At 38.6% G+C, this 16,189-nt stretch carries 18 protein-coding genes; 6 read left to right on the top strand and 12 right to left on the bottom strand.

Annotated elements, in window-relative coordinates; genetic code table 11:
- Positions 1-47: 47 nt before the first annotated feature.
- The 5 genes from GJ691_RS17255 to GJ691_RS17235 form a co-directional block, all read right to left on the bottom strand.
- Positions 48-902 carry a substrate-binding domain-containing protein gene (locus GJ691_RS17255; RefSeq protein WP_154369194.1) on the bottom strand — a complete coding sequence of 285 codons (855 nt, stop codon included), beginning with the start codon at positions 900-902 and terminating at the stop codon, positions 48-50.
- A 107-nt stretch (positions 903-1,009) separates the two neighbouring features.
- A complete protein-coding gene (locus GJ691_RS17250; protein ID WP_154369192.1) occupies positions 1,010-1,876 on the bottom strand; it encodes a nucleoside phosphorylase in 867 nt (288 codons plus the stop codon).
- Between the two features lies 1 nt (position 1,877).
- A complete protein-coding gene (locus GJ691_RS17245; protein WP_154369190.1) occupies positions 1,878-2,810 on the bottom strand; it encodes a DUF1835 domain-containing protein in 933 nt (310 codons plus the stop codon).
- Between the two features lie 115 nt (positions 2,811-2,925).
- Positions 2,926-3,252, bottom strand: a complete 327-nt coding sequence (locus tag GJ691_RS17240; protein WP_154369188.1) for a translation initiation factor — start codon at positions 3,250-3,252, stop codon at positions 2,926-2,928.
- A 3-nt stretch (positions 3,253-3,255) separates the two neighbouring features.
- On the bottom strand, positions 3,256-4,206 hold the full coding sequence (locus GJ691_RS17235; protein WP_154369186.1) for an isopenicillin N synthase family dioxygenase: 951 nt from the start codon (positions 4,204-4,206) through the stop codon (positions 3,256-3,258).
- Positions 4,207-4,335: 129 nt separating this feature from the next.
- Between GJ691_RS17235 and GJ691_RS17230 the strand changes: the two genes are divergently transcribed.
- From GJ691_RS17230 to GJ691_RS17220, 3 genes are all read left to right on the top strand, one after another.
- Positions 4,336-6,312: an alpha-ketoacid dehydrogenase subunit alpha/beta gene (locus GJ691_RS17230; protein ID WP_154369184.1), complete on the top strand. Its 1,977-nt coding sequence runs from the start codon at positions 4,336-4,338 to the stop codon at positions 6,310-6,312.
- A 105-nt stretch (positions 6,313-6,417) separates the two neighbouring features.
- A complete protein-coding gene (locus tag GJ691_RS17225) occupies positions 6,418-6,900 on the top strand; it encodes a lipocalin family protein (RefSeq protein WP_154369182.1) in 483 nt (160 codons plus the stop codon).
- An 82-nt stretch (positions 6,901-6,982) separates the two neighbouring features.
- Positions 6,983-7,681 (top strand): YiaD family glycine zipper/OmpA-like lipoprotein, encoded by a 699-nt coding sequence (locus tag GJ691_RS17220; protein ID WP_154369180.1) that lies wholly within the window; start codon positions 6,983-6,985, stop codon positions 7,679-7,681.
- Positions 7,682-7,735: 54 nt separating this feature from the next.
- Here the strand turns inward: GJ691_RS17220 and GJ691_RS17215 are convergent, their stop codons facing one another.
- Complete coding sequence (locus GJ691_RS17215) at positions 7,736-8,677, bottom strand: TerC family protein (RefSeq protein WP_154369178.1); 942 nt, start codon at positions 8,675-8,677, stop codon at positions 7,736-7,738.
- 205 nt (positions 8,678-8,882) lie between these two features.
- Between GJ691_RS17215 and GJ691_RS17210 the strand changes: the two genes are divergently transcribed.
- The 3 genes from GJ691_RS17210 to GJ691_RS17200 all read left to right on the top strand — a co-directional run bounded on the left by GJ691_RS17210 (position 8,883) and on the right by GJ691_RS17200 (position 10,364).
- Positions 8,883-9,230, top strand: coding sequence for a hypothetical protein (locus tag GJ691_RS17210; RefSeq protein WP_154369171.1), 348 nt, complete (start codon positions 8,883-8,885; stop codon positions 9,228-9,230).
- A gap of 246 nt (positions 9,231-9,476) precedes the next feature.
- On the top strand, positions 9,477-9,818 hold the full coding sequence (locus GJ691_RS17205; protein ID WP_154369169.1) for a hypothetical protein: 342 nt from the start codon (positions 9,477-9,479) through the stop codon (positions 9,816-9,818).
- Positions 9,819-10,013: 195 nt separating this feature from the next.
- Entirely contained in the window at positions 10,014-10,364 is a 351-nt protein-coding gene (locus GJ691_RS17200; protein WP_154369167.1) for a hypothetical protein, read from the top strand.
- A gap of 75 nt (positions 10,365-10,439) precedes the next feature.
- Here the strand turns inward: GJ691_RS17200 and GJ691_RS17195 are convergent, their stop codons facing one another.
- The 6 genes from GJ691_RS17195 to GJ691_RS17170 all read right to left on the bottom strand — a co-directional run bounded on the left by GJ691_RS17195 (position 10,440) and on the right by GJ691_RS17170 (position 15,975).
- Positions 10,440-10,886 carry a hypothetical protein gene (locus GJ691_RS17195; protein ID WP_154369165.1) on the bottom strand — a complete coding sequence of 149 codons (447 nt, stop codon included), beginning with the start codon at positions 10,884-10,886 and terminating at the stop codon, positions 10,440-10,442.
- Between the two features lie 272 nt (positions 10,887-11,158).
- A complete protein-coding gene (locus tag GJ691_RS17190) occupies positions 11,159-11,611 on the bottom strand; it encodes a hypothetical protein (protein ID WP_154369163.1) in 453 nt (150 codons plus the stop codon).
- 722 nt (positions 11,612-12,333) lie between these two features.
- Positions 12,334-14,298, bottom strand: a complete 1,965-nt coding sequence (locus GJ691_RS17185; protein WP_154369161.1) for a heavy metal translocating P-type ATPase — start codon at positions 14,296-14,298, stop codon at positions 12,334-12,336.
- Entirely contained in the window at positions 14,295-14,657 is a 363-nt protein-coding gene (locus tag GJ691_RS17180; RefSeq protein ID WP_154369159.1) for a DUF3703 domain-containing protein, read from the bottom strand. The genes GJ691_RS17185 and GJ691_RS17180 overlap by 4 nt, the downstream gene beginning before the upstream one ends.
- Positions 14,658-14,713: 56 nt before the next feature.
- Positions 14,714-15,130, bottom strand: coding sequence for a Fur family transcriptional regulator (locus tag GJ691_RS17175; RefSeq protein ID WP_154369157.1), 417 nt, complete (start codon positions 15,128-15,130; stop codon positions 14,714-14,716).
- Positions 15,131-15,375: 245 nt separating this feature from the next.
- Entirely contained in the window at positions 15,376-15,975 is a 600-nt protein-coding gene (locus tag GJ691_RS17170) for a DUF6642 family protein (RefSeq protein ID WP_154369155.1), read from the bottom strand.
- Positions 15,976-16,189: the final 214 nt, after the last annotated feature.

The raw sequence follows: 16,189 nt of genomic DNA, 5'->3' as shown, positions 1-16,189 counted from the left end.
TAGGTTGCAACACTGGTATTTAAAGATGCCCGTGGCTAAATAATGAGCTAGCTTTTGGTAAATGTAATGTCCTGAAAAGGTTTTTGTTCCTGGATCAATTGTAGTTGAAGCAATGTTTCTTGTACGCCTTTTATGGTTTCTTCACTTATTTGAGATTGGCTCCAGCGGGTCAATGATAGCCATTCCTGAATATCTTCCAGCTGTTGTTCATAACGGTTGGCCAAAGTGCGGTCAATACTGGGAATGCGTTTAAAATCTGCCGTGTAGATGTTTATGATTTCCAGAATGTGTTTTAAGGTGGAAGTGTTTTCTTCAATGAACCTATCCGTAGCGGCAATGACGAAACAGGGCCAAGGGGTGGGGCAATCGCCCAATCTCCTGAATATTTGTTTATCTACCAAGGGTTTGGTGGTGAAGTGTTCCCACATAAAATAATCGGCCGTACCTTCTGTTAAGGCTTCAATGGCACCATTGAGGTTGTTGATGACCTCAAATTGAAGTTTTTCGGTATCCCAACCTTCGCTTTGTGCATTGACATAGGCCATAAGGTGGCTTCCGCTACCAAATCGACTTATCGCAGCCTTACTGCCTACCAAATCGTCAATGGATGTATAGGAGCTCTTAGCACCCACATGTATGCCCCAGCGTAGGGGCGAGGCAATATATTCCTGAACTATTTTTGAGGGATTCCCCTCGGTAATGCTTTTAACAAGTCCTTCTGTCAAGATAATGGCCAAATCGGTATCTTCATTTTGAAGCATTTGGCACATTTTACCGGTTCCCTCAGGAATATCCGTCCATTCCAGGTCAATTCCCCGTTCTTCAAAGGCCCCTTCTTCGATGGCTAAGTGCCAAGGCATATTGAAATGTTCGGGAACGCCGACGATCTTTACTTTTTTCATTTTAGATGGCTATGAAGTGCAATATTTATAACGAAAGATATCCTTTCTTTTCAAAGATATTATCTTTTTGGAACTTCAGTTGTAGCTTTTAGGTAAATAACCAATGGTTACTTTGTCAACTTGTCCAAAGTGTACTTGATCAAACCGTTAATGGTTTTTCGTGGATTCTCGGAAAATTCGCCCAACACCCTATTGGCAATAATGCAATTTAGGGAAACGGCTTGGTGTCCTAGGAGTTTACTTAGTCCGTATATGGCCGAAGATTCCATTTCCAGATTCGTTATCTTCAAATCCTTGTATTGGAAAGAGGTCATTTTGTCGTTTAAGGTGTCGTCTTGCAAGTTTAAACGAAGTTTACGACCTTGTGGCCCGTAAAATCCTGAATTTGTTCCGGTTACGCCATATCGTATACGATTGGATGCTAAGGTTTCACGTAACGTCGTATCACATTGGACGAGGTAGGGCCATGGTTTTTTATCTGACCAGTTGGTGTGTTTCACAAATGCCTTTGAAAATTCGTCGTCACACAGTCCTTCATGCTCATAAAAATGTAAAACCCCATCAAATCCCAAGGCGTAATCACTTAAAACATAGGAATCGACCGGAATGTCTTTTTGAACGGCGCCAGATGTACCTACACGTACGATTTTCAGTTGTTTGAACTGTTTTTTGATCTTACGGGTCTTAAAATCTATATTGGCAAGGGCATCCAATTCATTCAATACGATATCTATATTGTCCGTTCCTATTCCCGTAGATAAAACGGTCAATCGTTTACCGTTCAGCTTTCCGGTATGGGTAACGAATTCCCTTTTTTCTTTTTTGAGCTCAATGATATCAAAATGTTTGGAAACCTGGGCAACACGATTCTGATCGCCCACGACTATAATGGTATCCGCTATATCTTCTGGCAATAAATTGAGGTGGTAAATGCTGTTATCAGCATTCAGGATGAGCTCGGAAGCTTCTAACATGTTATAATTTTAGAATTCTGTTAGATTCAGTGTTGTAAAGGTAGTTGTACTTCAGTGCACCTCCCAAATACGCATCGTTATCTTGTATACAGGCATAATAACTTGTTTGCGCTTCTAATATTTCCTTTCCTTTTTTGGTTAAACGAACGGGGTTGAAGGTGTGGTACAAGGGTTTTAAGGTAGTTATGATCCTATCGATCTGGGTGTCCCCGAAACCGTATAATCCTTGGTCGGACAGTACGGTGGTAACCAATTCCTTCTTTGATTTTGGCTTTTGGTCGACCGATAGTTGCAAAATATGGTTTTCAAGATCGTTGAGGCCGTTCCTAATGGTCGGGAATCTTTTCAAATGAGCCGTTATGGCCCCGGAAAGATAGTCGAACCTATAGTTGTCAAAATCCGTAAGGTTTTCTAAACGTATTGGGTTGTCGCTACAATATAATTGCCATACATAATCGGCATATTCGATATCGTCTTGTTTTAATTCGGTCCGCTGTTCATAAAGATGCACTAGGTAATCATCTTTCAGTTCCCCGAAATTGTACATTTTATCGGTATTGTCCTCTTTGCCACAACTAACCAATGAAATTTTAGCGTATTTACGATGGGTTTTCAACCAACTGATGACCGCCAGCATGTTTATTTGGCAGAACAGGTCGTATTCGAACCAAAGTACGATTTCATCTTGTTGTTTATGGTTACAAAGGGAACGGTATTCTTTTAAAGTCTTTTCAATGAACCAGGATTTGGAAACCTTGTAGTTTTTATTCAGGAATTCGAATCGGGTTTTCCAGAAAGTTTCGCTTCCAACATTGGTCAAGGTCTTACCTTCACATAGCATTTCGCGCCACGTTATTATATCTCCTTTCAGGTCTATGGACCTTAACCTATCGGTCAGGCTATCACCATTGGTTATATGTAATAGGGAACTCATCTTTAGGTTTCGTTTTAGGTTTTGGCGAATAAAAGTAATATTAAATTGAAAATTACAAAAAAAATTAACAGTAAAGTACGCAACCCCCCAAAATTAACTTTAGGTGTTACTGGGGTTATCCTCCCACGCGCTTCACATTAAACCCTTTGTTTTTAAGCATTTGCATAATCTTGTCGCGATAATCACCTTGGATTATTATTCGTTCATCCTTGTACGAACCGCCCACGCTTAATTTCGTTTTAAGCTCCTTGGTCAATTTCTTGAAATCACTGTCCGCACCGGAGTAGCCTTCCAGAATGGTAATAGGTTTTCCCTTTCGCTTCTCATACTTACAAATGATGGGATCTTCTTGCATCCAAATATCCGATTTTGGCTTTTCGGGTTCAATTTCCGATGGTTTATGATCAGGAAAAAGATTCTTGAGTTGATCGCTTAAATCCATATACTATTCTTTTATCAATCCCAATTCTATCAATCTTTGATGGAGGAATTCCCCAGCGGTAATATCCTCGAATTGTTTGGGGTTTTCGTCATCTACACAGTTTTCCAAACAGTTCAAAGGCATTTCACTGATCGGATGCATAAAGAAGGGAATGGAATATCTGGAGGTACCCCATAGTTCTTTTGGAGGGTTGACCACTTGATGTATGGTTGATTTTAATTTGTTGTTTGTGTGCCGGGATAGCATATCGCCCACATTGATCATCAATTGATCGGGCTTTGCAATGGCATCGATCCATTCCCCTTCATGGTTCTTTACCTGTAATCCACGGCCATGGGCGCCCATTAATAAGGTGATGAGGTTAATATCCCCATGGGCAGCTGCCCTGACGGCATTTTTAGGTTCTGTTGTAATAGGTGGATAGTGGATAGGCCTTAAAATGGAGTTGCCGTTCAATATAAATTCGTCAAAGTAGTATTCATCCAAATCTAAATGTAAGGCCAAAGCCCTTAAAACGTATTTAGCCGTTTTCTCGAGCATCTTAAACGTCTCTTTTCCTACGGTATTGAATTTCTCCAGTTCGGTCACTATAATATTATCCGGATATTCGGCTTCCAATTTTGGGTTATCTACCACATATTGGCCAAAATGCCAAAATTCCTTTAAGTCACCTTCTTTTCGGCCTTTGGCATGTTCCTTTCCGAAGGAAGTATAGCCACGTTGCCCGCCAATACCTTCAATCTCATACTTATCCTTTGTTTCTTGGGGTAGGTCAAAGAAGTTCTTTACCTCTTTATATAGGTCATCGACCAAGGCATCGGAAAGAAAGTGTCCACTTAAGGCTACAAAGCCGATTTGCTCAAAGGCATTGCCGATTTCCGTGATGAATTTCTGCTTTCTCTGAGGGTCATCGGAAACAAAATCCTGTAAATCCACACTGGGTATTGCGTTCATAGTTGAGTTTTTTGCTGAAATCAAAATTACAAATTAATGTTGAATTGAAAGGGTTGTCCGTTTTGATGGTCCTCCTTTCTTTTTTGTTACATTTATATGGATAATCATCAACCTCTTGTTTTTAAATCTATGGATTACGGTAAATATGATCTAAGTGATGCATTGAAACTGAAGCTATATGTTTCGATGTTGAAACCTCGTATGATCGAGGAGAAAATGTTGATTTTATTACGTCAGGGCAAAATATCAAAGTGGTTCAGCGGTATAGGACAAGAAGCGATCTCAGTTGGCGTCACAGCTGCGATGGACAATGAGGAATATATTTTACCCATGCACCGTAACCTTGGGGTGTTTACGACCCGGAACTTGCCATTGAACCGACTTTTTTCGCAATGGCAGGGAAAGGCCAATGGGTTTACCAATGGGCGAGACCGCAGTTTTCACTTTGGCACCCAAGAATATAAGATCGTTGGTATGATATCGCATTTGGGTCCACAATTGGGGGTTGCTGATGGGATTGCCTTAGCCGGTCGTTTACAGGGAAAAAAGCAGGTAACAGCGGTGTTTACCGGGGAAGGAGCTACCAGTGAAGGGGATTTTCATGAAGCACTGAACGTTGCAGCGGTTTGGGGGTTACCCGTGTTGTTTTGCATAGAAAACAATGGGTATGGACTCTCAACACCGACTTCCGAGCAATTCAAGTGTGAACATTTGGCCGATAAAGGCAAGGGATACGGAATGGAGTCGCATATTGTGGATGGGAACAATATACTTGAGGTGTATACGAAGATCGATGCATTGTGTAAAAGTATTCGGGAGAATCCACGTCCCGTTTTGGTAGAGTTCAAGACATTTCGCATGCGTGGCCATGAAGAGGCCAGTGGTACCAAATATGTTCCGCAGGAATTGATGGATCGCTGGGCGGCTAAAGATCCCCTTGAAAATTATTCAGAATATTTGCGGGATGAAAACATACTTACCGAAGAGCATGATGTAGTGTATAAAAAACGGATTATTACTGAAATAGACGAAAATTTGAAAATGGCTTTTGCCGAAGATGAAGTCGTTCTTGATCAAAGTAAGGAATTAAATGACGTATATAAAAATGTTGATTACAAATCATTTGAACCAAGTCCTGTTATAAAGAACATTCGATTGGTCGATGCTATATCGGAAAGTTTAAGGCAATCTATGGAACGCCATGACAATTTGGTAATCATGGGGCAGGACATCGCGGATTATGGTGGTGTTTTCAAAATAACCGAAGGGTTTGTCGAGGCCTTCGGGAAGGAACGGGTCAGAAACACGCCGATTTGCGAGTCGGCCATTGTCTCTGCGGCTATGGGACTTTCAATCCATGGTATGAAAGCCGTTATGGAGATGCAATTTGCCGATTTTGTGAGCTCGGGTTTTAATCCCATTGTCAATTATTTGGCCAAATCGCATTACCGTTGGGGTGAGAATGCCGACGTGGTCATTCGTATGCCTTGTGGCGGAGGTGTGGCAGCTGGCCCTTTCCATTCACAGACGAATGAAGCTTGGTTTACCAATACCCCGGGCTTAAAGGTGGTTTACCCTGCTTTTCCTTATGATGCGAAAGGGTTGTTGGCCACAGCAATCAATGATCCAAATCCGGTATTGTTTTTTGAACATAAGGGATTATACCGTAGTATATATCAAAATGTACCAACCGATTATTATACCCTTCCGCTTGGCAAAGCCAGTTTATTGCAAGAAGGAGACGATATTAGTATTGTGAGTTATGGAGCGGGAGTACATTGGGTCTTGGAAACCTTGCAAAACAATAAAGATATAAAAGCGGATGTCATTGATCTACGTTCATTACAACCTTTGGATATAAACGCGGTGTATGAGTCCGTGAAAAAGACGGGAAAACTCATTATTCTTCAAGAAGATAGTCTCTTTGGTGGAATTGCGAGTGATATTTCAGCCATGGTGATGGAAAATTGTTTTGAACACCTTGATGCACCCGTTAAACGTGTAGCAAGTTTAGAAACCCCGATACCATTTGCCAAAACATTAGAAGACAATTACTTGTCCAAAGGTAGGTTCGAAAGTGCCTTGTTAGAGCTACTTGCATATTAAAATAAGGGCATTGCATTTTATCGATTACGTTAAAAATTCAATCAAAAATTACATCCAAGACCTTTTTGGGAACGTATATATATGCTGTAACCCAAAAATAAAAACATGAAAAAATCAATAGTATTCTTTGGGGTGGTAGCATTGCTTATATCATCCTGTTCCGTTTCAAAAGTAGCACGTGAAAAACGAAATCTATTAAGCGGTACTTGGATATTGGAAGACGTATCCTACGAGAACAACACCGGTAATTTTTCCTCGATTCTTTTTAATGATGCCAAGGATATCTGTTTTGAAGGCAGTAATTGGTTTTTTAGGGACAATAATAGTACCGGTCGGTATACGATTGCCCCGTCGAGTCTGTGTAATGGCGGCGATCGGTATATTCGATGGTCGGTAGTAGATCGGGAAGAGAATTATACCAGTCAATTACAGTTTAAATTCATTGATGAAAAGAATAAGGATATTGATGGTGGTTTGGGCTATCGGTTGAATATAGATTATTTGACCGCTACCGAAATGACCTTGAAATCGAACAATCAGGTAGATGGTGAACAAGTTACCATCGTATATAAATTCACCAAAAAATAAAACAAATATAATGGACTAACCATTTTCAGGTATTTAAAGAACCTAAAGAGGTAGTCATTAATTAAATCAAAATAGTTTACAGATGAAAAATATTGCAAGAAAAAGCGTTTATGTATTATTGTGTATGGCTTTGGTCACATCGGGCTGCAGTGTTACCCGAAATGCGAACAATAAGCAAAAAGGGGCCGTAATCGGTGCCAGTGGAGGAGCTGTAATAGGTGGCGTCTTAGGTAATAATATAGGAAAAGGGAACAATACCGCTTTAGGTGCCATTATCGGGGCTGTAGTCGGTGGTGTTGCCGGAGGTTATATCGGAGATCGTATGGATCGCCAAGCCGAACGAATCGAGGAAGAAATACCAGGCGCGGAAGTGACTCGGGTAGGAGAGGGAATCAATGTAACTTTTACCGAGGATGCAGGGGTTTATTTCGATACGAATAAATCGAATGTAAAAGGAACATCCGCTGCGACATTGGATAAATTGGCCGGAATTTTCAAAGAGTATCCTAAAAGTAACATTTTGGTAGAAGGCCATACAGATAGTGCCGGACCAGAGGATTATAATATGAAACTTTCGCAACAACGTGCAGAATCGGTTACCAATTACTTAATTGCGCAAGGAATAAGTGCAACACGGTTTACCACAAAATGGTATGGTGAAAACCAACCAAAGGCAGATAATACCACTGCAGAGGGTAAATCTAAAAACCGTAGGGTAGAATTGGCCATTGTTGCCAGTGAGGAACTTAAGGAAGAGGCCCAACAGAATACCAAAGGGTAAATACGTAAAGGACTTAAATAATAAAAAATCCCGACACAAAAGTGTCGGGATTTTTTATTTCTTTTCCTCCGGGATTGCCAATGATGCAATGATACCGGCAACCAATGATACCGAGATAACGGTCAAAGAAACCCATTCGGGCAATTCGATATGGTGAGAGAACAACATCTTAAGTCCCACAAAAGCCAGGATCACAACAAGACTGTAATTGATGTACCTGAATTTTTCCAACATACGGGAAATAAGGAAGTACATAGATCGTAATCCTAAAATGGCCAAGATATTTGAACTGAATACGATAAAGGGGTCTGCCGTAATCGCTAGAATGGCCGGGATACTATCCAAGGCAAACAAAACATCGGTCAACTCAATAATGATCAAGGCCACGAATAGGGGAGTGGCCGCATTGATTCCCATACGTTTCACAAAGAAATCATGGTTGTTGATGGTAGAAGTTATCGGGTAGATTTTTTTTATCTGTCTGAATATCCAAGAATTTTTAGGATCAAAATGTGAATCATCGGATTTCAACATCTTAAACGCCGTATAAAGTAGAAAGACCCCGAAAACGTAGATGATCCAATCGAATTTAGTGATCAATGCAACCCCGAACAGAATCATAAGTCCGCGAAAGACTATGGCCCCAAGAATACCCCAGAACAAGACCCGATGTTGATAGAGGGCCGGAATTTTAAAAGCCTGGAAGATTACGGCAATGACAAAAACGTTATCGATACTCAATGATAATTCTATAAGGTATCCGGTAATGTATTTAAGAACCGCATTGTTCGGTGTTAAACCAGTAGGGTTTTCAACCATTCCCGAGGAAAACAACCAGTAGATCACTCCACTAAAGCCAAGAGCAACGGTAACCCAAACAGCTGTCCACAAACCAGCTTCCTTACTTTTTATAACATGTTCCGTTTTATGGAAAACACCAAGGTCAAGTGCCAGAAACACGATAACCAAGGCAATGAACAATCCCCAAACTAGCATAATATTTCAATTTTTACAAGAGACGAAGTTAAGTAGTATTTTTCAAATTGGATAATAATACCTTTGCAGTTATCAATTTTTGGCGTGAATATTGTACTTGGAATAAAAAATGGTGGAATCGCCACTATCATAACCCGTTTTTTTTATACCTTTTCATCACTATAAAATGACGGATTATTAAACACATACCATAAAAATCAGCAAAATGAAACATGTTATTTTTTTATTTACCGCTTTATTGATGACCCAATTGGGAAGTGCCAACAATCTACCTCAAGATGGGGAAGGCCTTATTAAGGCCAAGGCAAAGGAATTGACTAAAAAGTATACAGCGGAATTGGGACTTGAAGCCGGACAAATGGCCGATTTTGAACAAACCATTGCCGGATATTTATTGAAGAAATCCAAAATCGGAAAGATGAACTTATCCCCAGCGGATAAAACGGTCATGTTAAAGCAATTGAACGGTCAGGAAAATGAAGATATGGCCGCTTTACTGCATAAAGGGCAATATAAAAAATACTTGAAGGCCAAAATGAAGTTGCAGCCATAAGAAGTATTTTAGGTTAGGATAAAGTGCCGATATTAACCGTTTCATTAATGAAGCGATTGTATCGGCTTTTTTATGCAATTTTGATTGTATTCCTAATTGAAAGATCGGTCATATAGACTCTTACTCGGCCTATTTTAAGGAAGTTTATCGATGTATGGCATTAATTTCCGTTGTAAACAATCTAAGGGTTTCAACGGCAGAACATATTTTTGGTAACTTGTTCTGCGAGACACTATGTACATAAAAATGAAAAAAAGAACACTAAATGCAGTGGGTTTCCTGTGCTTTGTATTGGGAACCAATGGAATGTTAGCGCAGAATTACGAACCTACCAAAGAACTGGTAAAAAAACATACGGTCATGGAACAATATGAGCCGGATATGATTTTAAGTGTAGATGAGCGTGAACAGTTAAAGGAAAAACACAAAAATTTAATTGCCAAGAGGAAAAGTGTATTGGACACGCTGGATATTTCCGAGAGGCGTAGACAGCGACTATTGCGAGTCCTTTCCAAAAGTCCGTTTTCAAATGAATTGAACAAGGCTATGGCCGATATTGAGTTTGAGGACGAAACCGACAATCAATAAACCTTTTAACCAAACAGGATGTAAAACCTTCTTTCGAGAAGGTTTTTTTATGCTTTTTTATTAGAGAATATTAAGTGAATACTAAAAAACAGTTAAATATTGATAATCAGTAATTTAAATTCAATGGAATTACTGATTATTTCGTAATTTAAGGGAATTGAAATAGTTTTTGTTTAACCCCAAAAATCAAAGCCTATGAGAACATTATTAAATTCAAGGGGTTCAGCAGGTCTTGAACCTAAAGAAAACACATTGGTACATCGATTGGAACGTAATTTAAGGGATGTTAACCAATTACGAAAGAATTTGAATTCCTACAATTGCGAACCTCAAACTTATAATGAATATACCCGTATAGAGGCTTTAAAAAATGGGTTGGATACTTTTAAGGAGCGTAATAAGCAGATTATCGACTCTATAAAAAAACAAGCGGAACCTTTGAACGGTTGTATAAAAAAAGTAAAGGATCAATATTCGGAATTCAATGCCCTAAAAAGTGGAGTGGAAGAGTATATGGGATTGGCCCGTTCAAAATATACGCATTGAGGAAGGGTAATCAGAAAGAATAAAAAAAGCCTGGATCATATTCCAGGCTTTTTAAATATATAACTATGTTCTCTCTTATGAATTGGCATTGGCACCAATATCCGCTACGGCTACAATGTTATTGTTGGTATCGTGAATGGTTATATGTCCGTTTAAGGCCAATAAACCTTCATAAGTAAGGCTGTTTCCATTGTTCAGCTGGGTAATGGTGGTATTACTTATAGAACATTCACAGACAGCAAGTGTAATGGCAATATCGCCACCTTCAGCAGCACTGTTAAAGCGAATGTAAGCAGGATTGGTGGCAGTAGACGCCCCATCCAATTCGATTAAAACGTGGGTAGAACCGTTGTCTTCTTGGGTAAATGTGGCAGTTCCTGTAACACCGGAACCGGAGACATCATAAATTTGGTATTCAACGCTTTGAAGAATAACCGCTTCTGCTACGTTGTCTTTTTTACATCCAGTAAAAACCAATAGGCATAGCAAGCTTAAGACTGCGAGGGAACTTTTAATTTTCATATATAGTAAGTGTTAAATATTTGTATCAAAGATGTAAAATAGGTTTTAATGATATTGTGTTTGAATATGACTTTTCTACCAAAAGGTGGAAAATTCCGACGTAGAACACTTTTTAAATGTTAATTTATTCAAAAAAACAAGAATTGGGAATCATCAAAACCATTGAATCACAATCTTAGGTATAAAGTATGGGTTTAAAACACTTTCCTATAATTCATAAAATGTGATGGCAATATCAATGGAATGTTACGGCCCATTTTAAGGAAAAATCGTTAGTTGGCATTGGCACCGATATCGGCAACGGCAACGATAGGGGCAGTGGACCCTTGACCGTTATGAATGGTAATATGTCCGTCGAGATGGGTTAATCCGTCATAGGAGATAGAACTACCATTATTTAATTGGGTTATGGTGGTGTTGCTAATGGCACATTCACAGGTCATTAAGGTTATAGCGACAGTACCGCCCTCAGCAGCGCTGTTATATCTGATATAGGCCGGATTTTCGGAGGTATAGGCACCCACAAGCTCAATCAATACATGAGTAGAGCCGTTATCTTCTTGGGTAAAAGTTGCCGTGCCGGATATATTGGAGCCGGAAATATCATAAATGGGATATTCAACACTTTGGAGGATTACGGCTTCGGTAACATCATCATCGTTACAACTTAGTACTAGGAAAACGCAAAGTAATGCGAAGAAGGAAAGGGAACTTACATTTTTCATGATTTAATTATTTAGGAAACAAATTTATTTTGGAATTGGGTGATATGAACTGATAAGAATCAGTCGGAGGGGATGTAAATAGGTTTGAACGGTGGAATACCCGGTTATTCGATAAACGGTATTACACATAAGTTCCAAAATATACTATTTTACATAATATAAATTATAGTACAAATATGTTTATATCGTTAAACGGCGCATACCGCGTATTTGATATAATTATAGATATAGCGACACGCCAGTGTTCTATATCGTCAATAATTATGTCAAAGCCGTTTTACTGGAGTGTTCTTTTGCCAACGCGCCATCTCGCCGCCAATTAAAATCATCCATAGGATAATTTCAATTGTCACGTGTAAGCTATAATTCTATATTATATAAAATATCCCTCAAGCTTTGAGAATCGATTAAAACTTACAAGCGGGTCATCAACTTTAATTTACGTAGTTTCAATATTTCTATACAGAAAAAAAATTTTCGAAAATTTCAAATTTTTAGAAACCCTAGGAAGAAACCTTTCGGCTACTCTATTAAGTGGTATAGTTTTAAGAGAACTTTTAGTTGAATTGCCAGCGCTCCGTCTCGCCTAAAAATAAATACTTCGTGGGTCGCATTTATTTTCTCGCGTGTTTTGCCAAAATTCTCTTAGACCGAGTTTAACATCGAGATTCTATTTGAAACAAAGTACTAATCTTTTACCCAATTATTAATTGATGTATGTGCTAACTCCAATTCATTCTCTGCAATCTAACTGCATTCAAAATAGCTAACAATGCTACACCCACATCAGCAAACACAGCTTCCCACATTGTTGCAAGTCCACCAGCACCAAGAATAAGAACTATGATTTTTATTCCGAAAGCCAATGAGATATTTTGCCAAACGATACGTCTTGTAGAGCGTCCTATTTTAATGGCACGAGCAATCCTTGATGGTTGGTCATTTTGAATAATTACATCTGCCGTTTCTATGGCAACATCACTTCCTAGACCTCCCATTGCTATGCCGACATCACTTGCAGCCAATACAGGTGCATCGTTGATACCATCACCTATAAAAGCAACTTTTGTATCTGGTTGTGCTTTGAGTTTTTCTACTTCGTTGAGCTTATCTTCTGGGAGTAATCCGCCTTTTGCCCAATCGATACCTAATTTTTTTGCAACTTGTTGCGTAATGGAATCTTTATCGCCCGAAAGCATTATGATTTTAGAAATGCCTGATTTGCGGATTTCCTTGATAGCTTGTTGTGCATCTTCTTTCAACTCATCTGCGATAGTTACATAGCCAGCAAATTTACCGTCTATTCCTACCATAACTATTGATTCAACAATAGTATCTGTCTCCGAAGGAACGGCAATAGCATTTGAAGTCATTAAAGCTTTGTTTCCTACAAGCACGGTTTTTCCGTTTATCGTTCCTTTCAGTCCCTTTCCTGCAATTTCAGATACTTCGCTGGCAACATAGTCTGCTCCTTCTACTTTGTATTCCATAATGGCCTTTGCTATGGGATGTGTAGATTGTTCTTCAATTGCCATTAGGTACTTCATAAAGTCCGCTTTCTCGTAAGCTGAATCATTTACAACCTCTTTTATTTTAAAAACTCCCTTGGTTACCGTTCCGGTCTTATCCATAACCATAGAATTAACTTTGGTCATAGTATCAAGAAAAGAAGCTCCTTTGAATAAAATACCGTTACGGGATGCTGCGCCAAGTCCACCGAAATATCCTAAGGGAATTGAAATAACAAGTGCACAGGGACAAGAGATTACAAGAAAGATTAAAGCTCGATAGAGCCAGTCTCTAAAAACGTAATCATCAACAAAGAAATAAGGCAACAAGGTGAGTCCTATAGCTAGAAAAACCACAATAGGCGTGTAAATACGTGCAAATTTTCTAATAAATAGTTCTGTTTTGGATTTTCGAGCTGTGGCATTTTGAACCATATCCAGTATTCGAGCAATCGAGCTGTTTTTGAACTCTTTAGTCGTTTCAATTTCTACAACACCATCAAGATTAATACTTCCTGCAAAAACAGACGCTCCTTTCTGGACAGTATCAGGTTTACTTTCCCCCGTAAGGGCAGCAGTATTAAAAGAACCTTTATCTGAAAGTAAAATGCCATCTAATGGCACTTTTTCCCCGACACGCACCTGAATCTTTTCTCCTATTTCTACAGTTTCAGGGTTAACCGAAATAAAGTCATCGTTACGATTCACCAGCGCTTCATTAGGCCGAACATCGAGCAATGCTTTTATATTTCCTTTTGCTCGATTGACTGCTGCATGTTGAAATAATTCGCCCACGGCATAAAACAACATTACAGCCACACCTTCTGGATATTCGCCTATGGCGAAAGCACCCAAGGTTGCTATGGACATTAGAAAAAATTCCGTGAAGAATTCTCCATTTTTAATACTATTCCAACCTTCACTTATTACTGGAAATCCAACGGGTATGTAAGCAATGGTATACCAAATAATTCTCACCCAACCTTCAAAAAATGGTAAAGCATCAAAATAATCAATGGTAATACCTACGATAAGCATTATAAAACTTATGATAGCAGGAATATAGGTTTTTAATCTGGAAACACTCTCAGTGCTATTATGATTATGCCCATCATCGTGACTATGCTCTTTTTCTGAATCTGGTTTTAAATCTCTTAAATTGACTTTCTTTTTTCTCATTTTGTATTGAATAATTCTTTTATATCATCAGGAATAGGCATAGGTCTTAATGGTGGTACATTTGTACCTCCTGTATTGCCTAGCGGTATGTGGTTAATGAACGATTTCCAACCGCCAACAATTAATCTAAGGATTTGTCCAAATACTTCTTTCGTATTCTTGTCCATCACCCCAAACTTTAGCATCAACCAATGTGAATAGGTATGTTCAATGGGGTAAGATTGACCTATGATATGACTACGCTCTAAATGATACCAAGCACTACTATATTGCTTATTTTCTAAACAGGAACTGTATTGTATCAATTCTTCATTATATGCCTGCTTAAGATGTTTAGGTATTTTAGTATTAAACTTCATATCCAATTTAATTTTCGGATAAAATTAGTTTAATAGCTAGTGCAATGGAAGTGCATTTATAGCCCACTACACTTATCGCAAATACCTTTTACAACCAAGTTTACATTTTCCGAAACAAAGCCTTCAGGAACTTTTATTTGAGGTATCTTATGGTCTGTTAAGCAAACGGTTTCATTGCAACTATTACAATGGAAGTGCAAGTGTAAATCGGTTTTTATATCACAGTAACAGCCTTGTTCACATAGTGCATATTTGGTTATTCCCGTGCCATCATCAATCTGATGTACAATATCATTTTCCTCAAAGGTTTTTATAGTTCTGTATAGGGTAGTTCTATCTGCCTTTTCAAAAGCATTTTCAATATTACTTAGTGTTACAGCTGCATTGTTTTCGGAAAGAAACTTATATATTAATAATCGCATGGCTGTAACACGAATATTTTTTGATTCTAAAAATTGTTCAATTGTTTCCATAATTAATCGTGGTCTTCGTTTCCAAATGGTTTAATAATAAGTCCTACACTGAAATATAAAACCATCTGTGGGTGCATAATTTCAGGAAAGACAGGATTATCATGAGGTGGTAATATATTAAATTCTAGATGCAATGGCTGTGCAAAGGCATTTTAATCATTCCATACACATTACTCTTCGCTCCTATCGTCGTCTGGGCGGCAGCGTATTCCATTACCTTTTGCGAAGAACCTTTTTGCCTAGCTCTAATAATACAACCTAAAATCAAGCAATTTGCAGACATTATAATGTCTTTGGTGCAACTCTTCTACAACGTCCAACATATTATCATCTTCCTTGAATAAGTTGAAGAATGCCTTATCAAGATTTGCACTACTTATTCCATTAAATGCATTTCCATAGCCAGAAATACCTTTTGCACCAGTGATATCCAAAAAATATTGTGCTTCCTCCTCGTCTAAATCCAGGATTTTTGCATTCGAAAAATGTAAGATCTTTCCTTTTAACCTTCCTTCAAAAATTTCCGCAATTTCCTGTAAACTATAATAGTAGTCGTTTAGGCAAATGCTATTTGATTCACCGGTTATAACTAAGTAGATGATTTCATAGTCTTTAAAATTATGATCATCCAAAACAAGTGCATTTAGGCAATCTTCCAGTCCCTCAATAGTGTCACAGGTTTTATATATGCTTGCTATGCCATATTTCTTGGCCAATTGTTCCAAGCTTTCTTGTGCTTCGGTAACCTTTTCCGTTTCTATTTCATGAACCGCTTCCAAACAATAAATGAAATTTGCTGCATCTATACATTGTTCTTGGGGTAATTGTTTTCTTTTCTCTAACAAGTTTCTGAAATTATATTAAACACAAAATTAGGGTAACGCTTCTAGTTTTTCAGCGTTTTCAAAGAAAATACCCTTCCACTCATATTTATACATCGCTAGTTATTTTGTGTTATAGTGTTATATGCTTCTCCTGTGTCGATGTCACTCCTCTCCTACCCCTTCGACAACGCCAAGGACGGACTTGGATCATATAAAAGTGTTCAGGGCCATAGAA

Origin of the sequence: Maribacter luteus (assembly GCF_009674825.1) — a bacterium.
GTDB classification, from domain to species: Bacteria; Bacteroidota; Bacteroidia; order Flavobacteriales; family Flavobacteriaceae; genus Maribacter_A; species Maribacter_A luteus.
Note: the sequence above shows the minus strand (reverse complement) of the source record. Positions and strands in the feature narration are given on the sequence as shown.

Coding starts and splice junctions, on each gene's coding strand:
- GJ691_RS17240 (WP_154369188.1), bottom strand. CDS start 3,252: ATGGATTTAAGCGATCAACTCAAGAATCTTTTTCCTGATCATAAACCA.
- GJ691_RS17225 (WP_154369182.1), top strand. CDS start 6,418: ATGAAAAAATCAATAGTATTCTTTGGGGTGGTAGCATTGCTTATATCA.
- GJ691_RS17195 (WP_154369165.1), bottom strand. CDS start 10,886: ATGAAAATTAAAAGTTCCCTCGCAGTCTTAAGCTTGCTATGCCTATTG.
- GJ691_RS17230 (WP_154369184.1), top strand. CDS start 4,336: ATGGATTACGGTAAATATGATCTAAGTGATGCATTGAAACTGAAGCTA.
- GJ691_RS17235 (WP_154369186.1), bottom strand. CDS start 4,206: ATGAACGCAATACCCAGTGTGGATTTACAGGATTTTGTTTCCGATGAC.
- GJ691_RS17175 (WP_154369157.1), bottom strand. CDS start 15,130: ATGGAAACAATTGAACAATTTTTAGAATCAAAAAATATTCGTGTTACA.
- GJ691_RS17185 (WP_154369161.1), bottom strand. CDS start 14,298: ATGAGAAAAAAGAAAGTCAATTTAAGAGATTTAAAACCAGATTCAGAA.
- GJ691_RS17200 (WP_154369167.1), top strand. CDS start 10,014: ATGAGAACATTATTAAATTCAAGGGGTTCAGCAGGTCTTGAACCTAAA.
- GJ691_RS17180 (WP_154369159.1), bottom strand. CDS start 14,657: ATGAAGTTTAATACTAAAATACCTAAACATCTTAAGCAGGCATATAAT.
- GJ691_RS17215 (WP_154369178.1), bottom strand. CDS start 8,677: ATGCTAGTTTGGGGATTGTTCATTGCCTTGGTTATCGTGTTTCTGGCA.
- GJ691_RS17250 (WP_154369192.1), bottom strand. CDS start 1,876: ATGTTAGAAGCTTCCGAGCTCATCCTGAATGCTGATAACAGCATTTAC.
- GJ691_RS17220 (WP_154369180.1), top strand. CDS start 6,983: ATGAAAAATATTGCAAGAAAAAGCGTTTATGTATTATTGTGTATGGCT.
- GJ691_RS17205 (WP_154369169.1), top strand. CDS start 9,477: ATGAAAAAAAGAACACTAAATGCAGTGGGTTTCCTGTGCTTTGTATTG.
- GJ691_RS17190 (WP_154369163.1), bottom strand. CDS start 11,611: ATGAAAAATGTAAGTTCCCTTTCCTTCTTCGCATTACTTTGCGTTTTC.
- GJ691_RS17255 (WP_154369194.1), bottom strand. CDS start 902: ATGAAAAAAGTAAAGATCGTCGGCGTTCCCGAACATTTCAATATGCCT.
- GJ691_RS17245 (WP_154369190.1), bottom strand. CDS start 2,810: ATGAGTTCCCTATTACATATAACCAATGGTGATAGCCTGACCGATAGG.
- GJ691_RS17210 (WP_154369171.1), top strand. CDS start 8,883: ATGAAACATGTTATTTTTTTATTTACCGCTTTATTGATGACCCAATTG.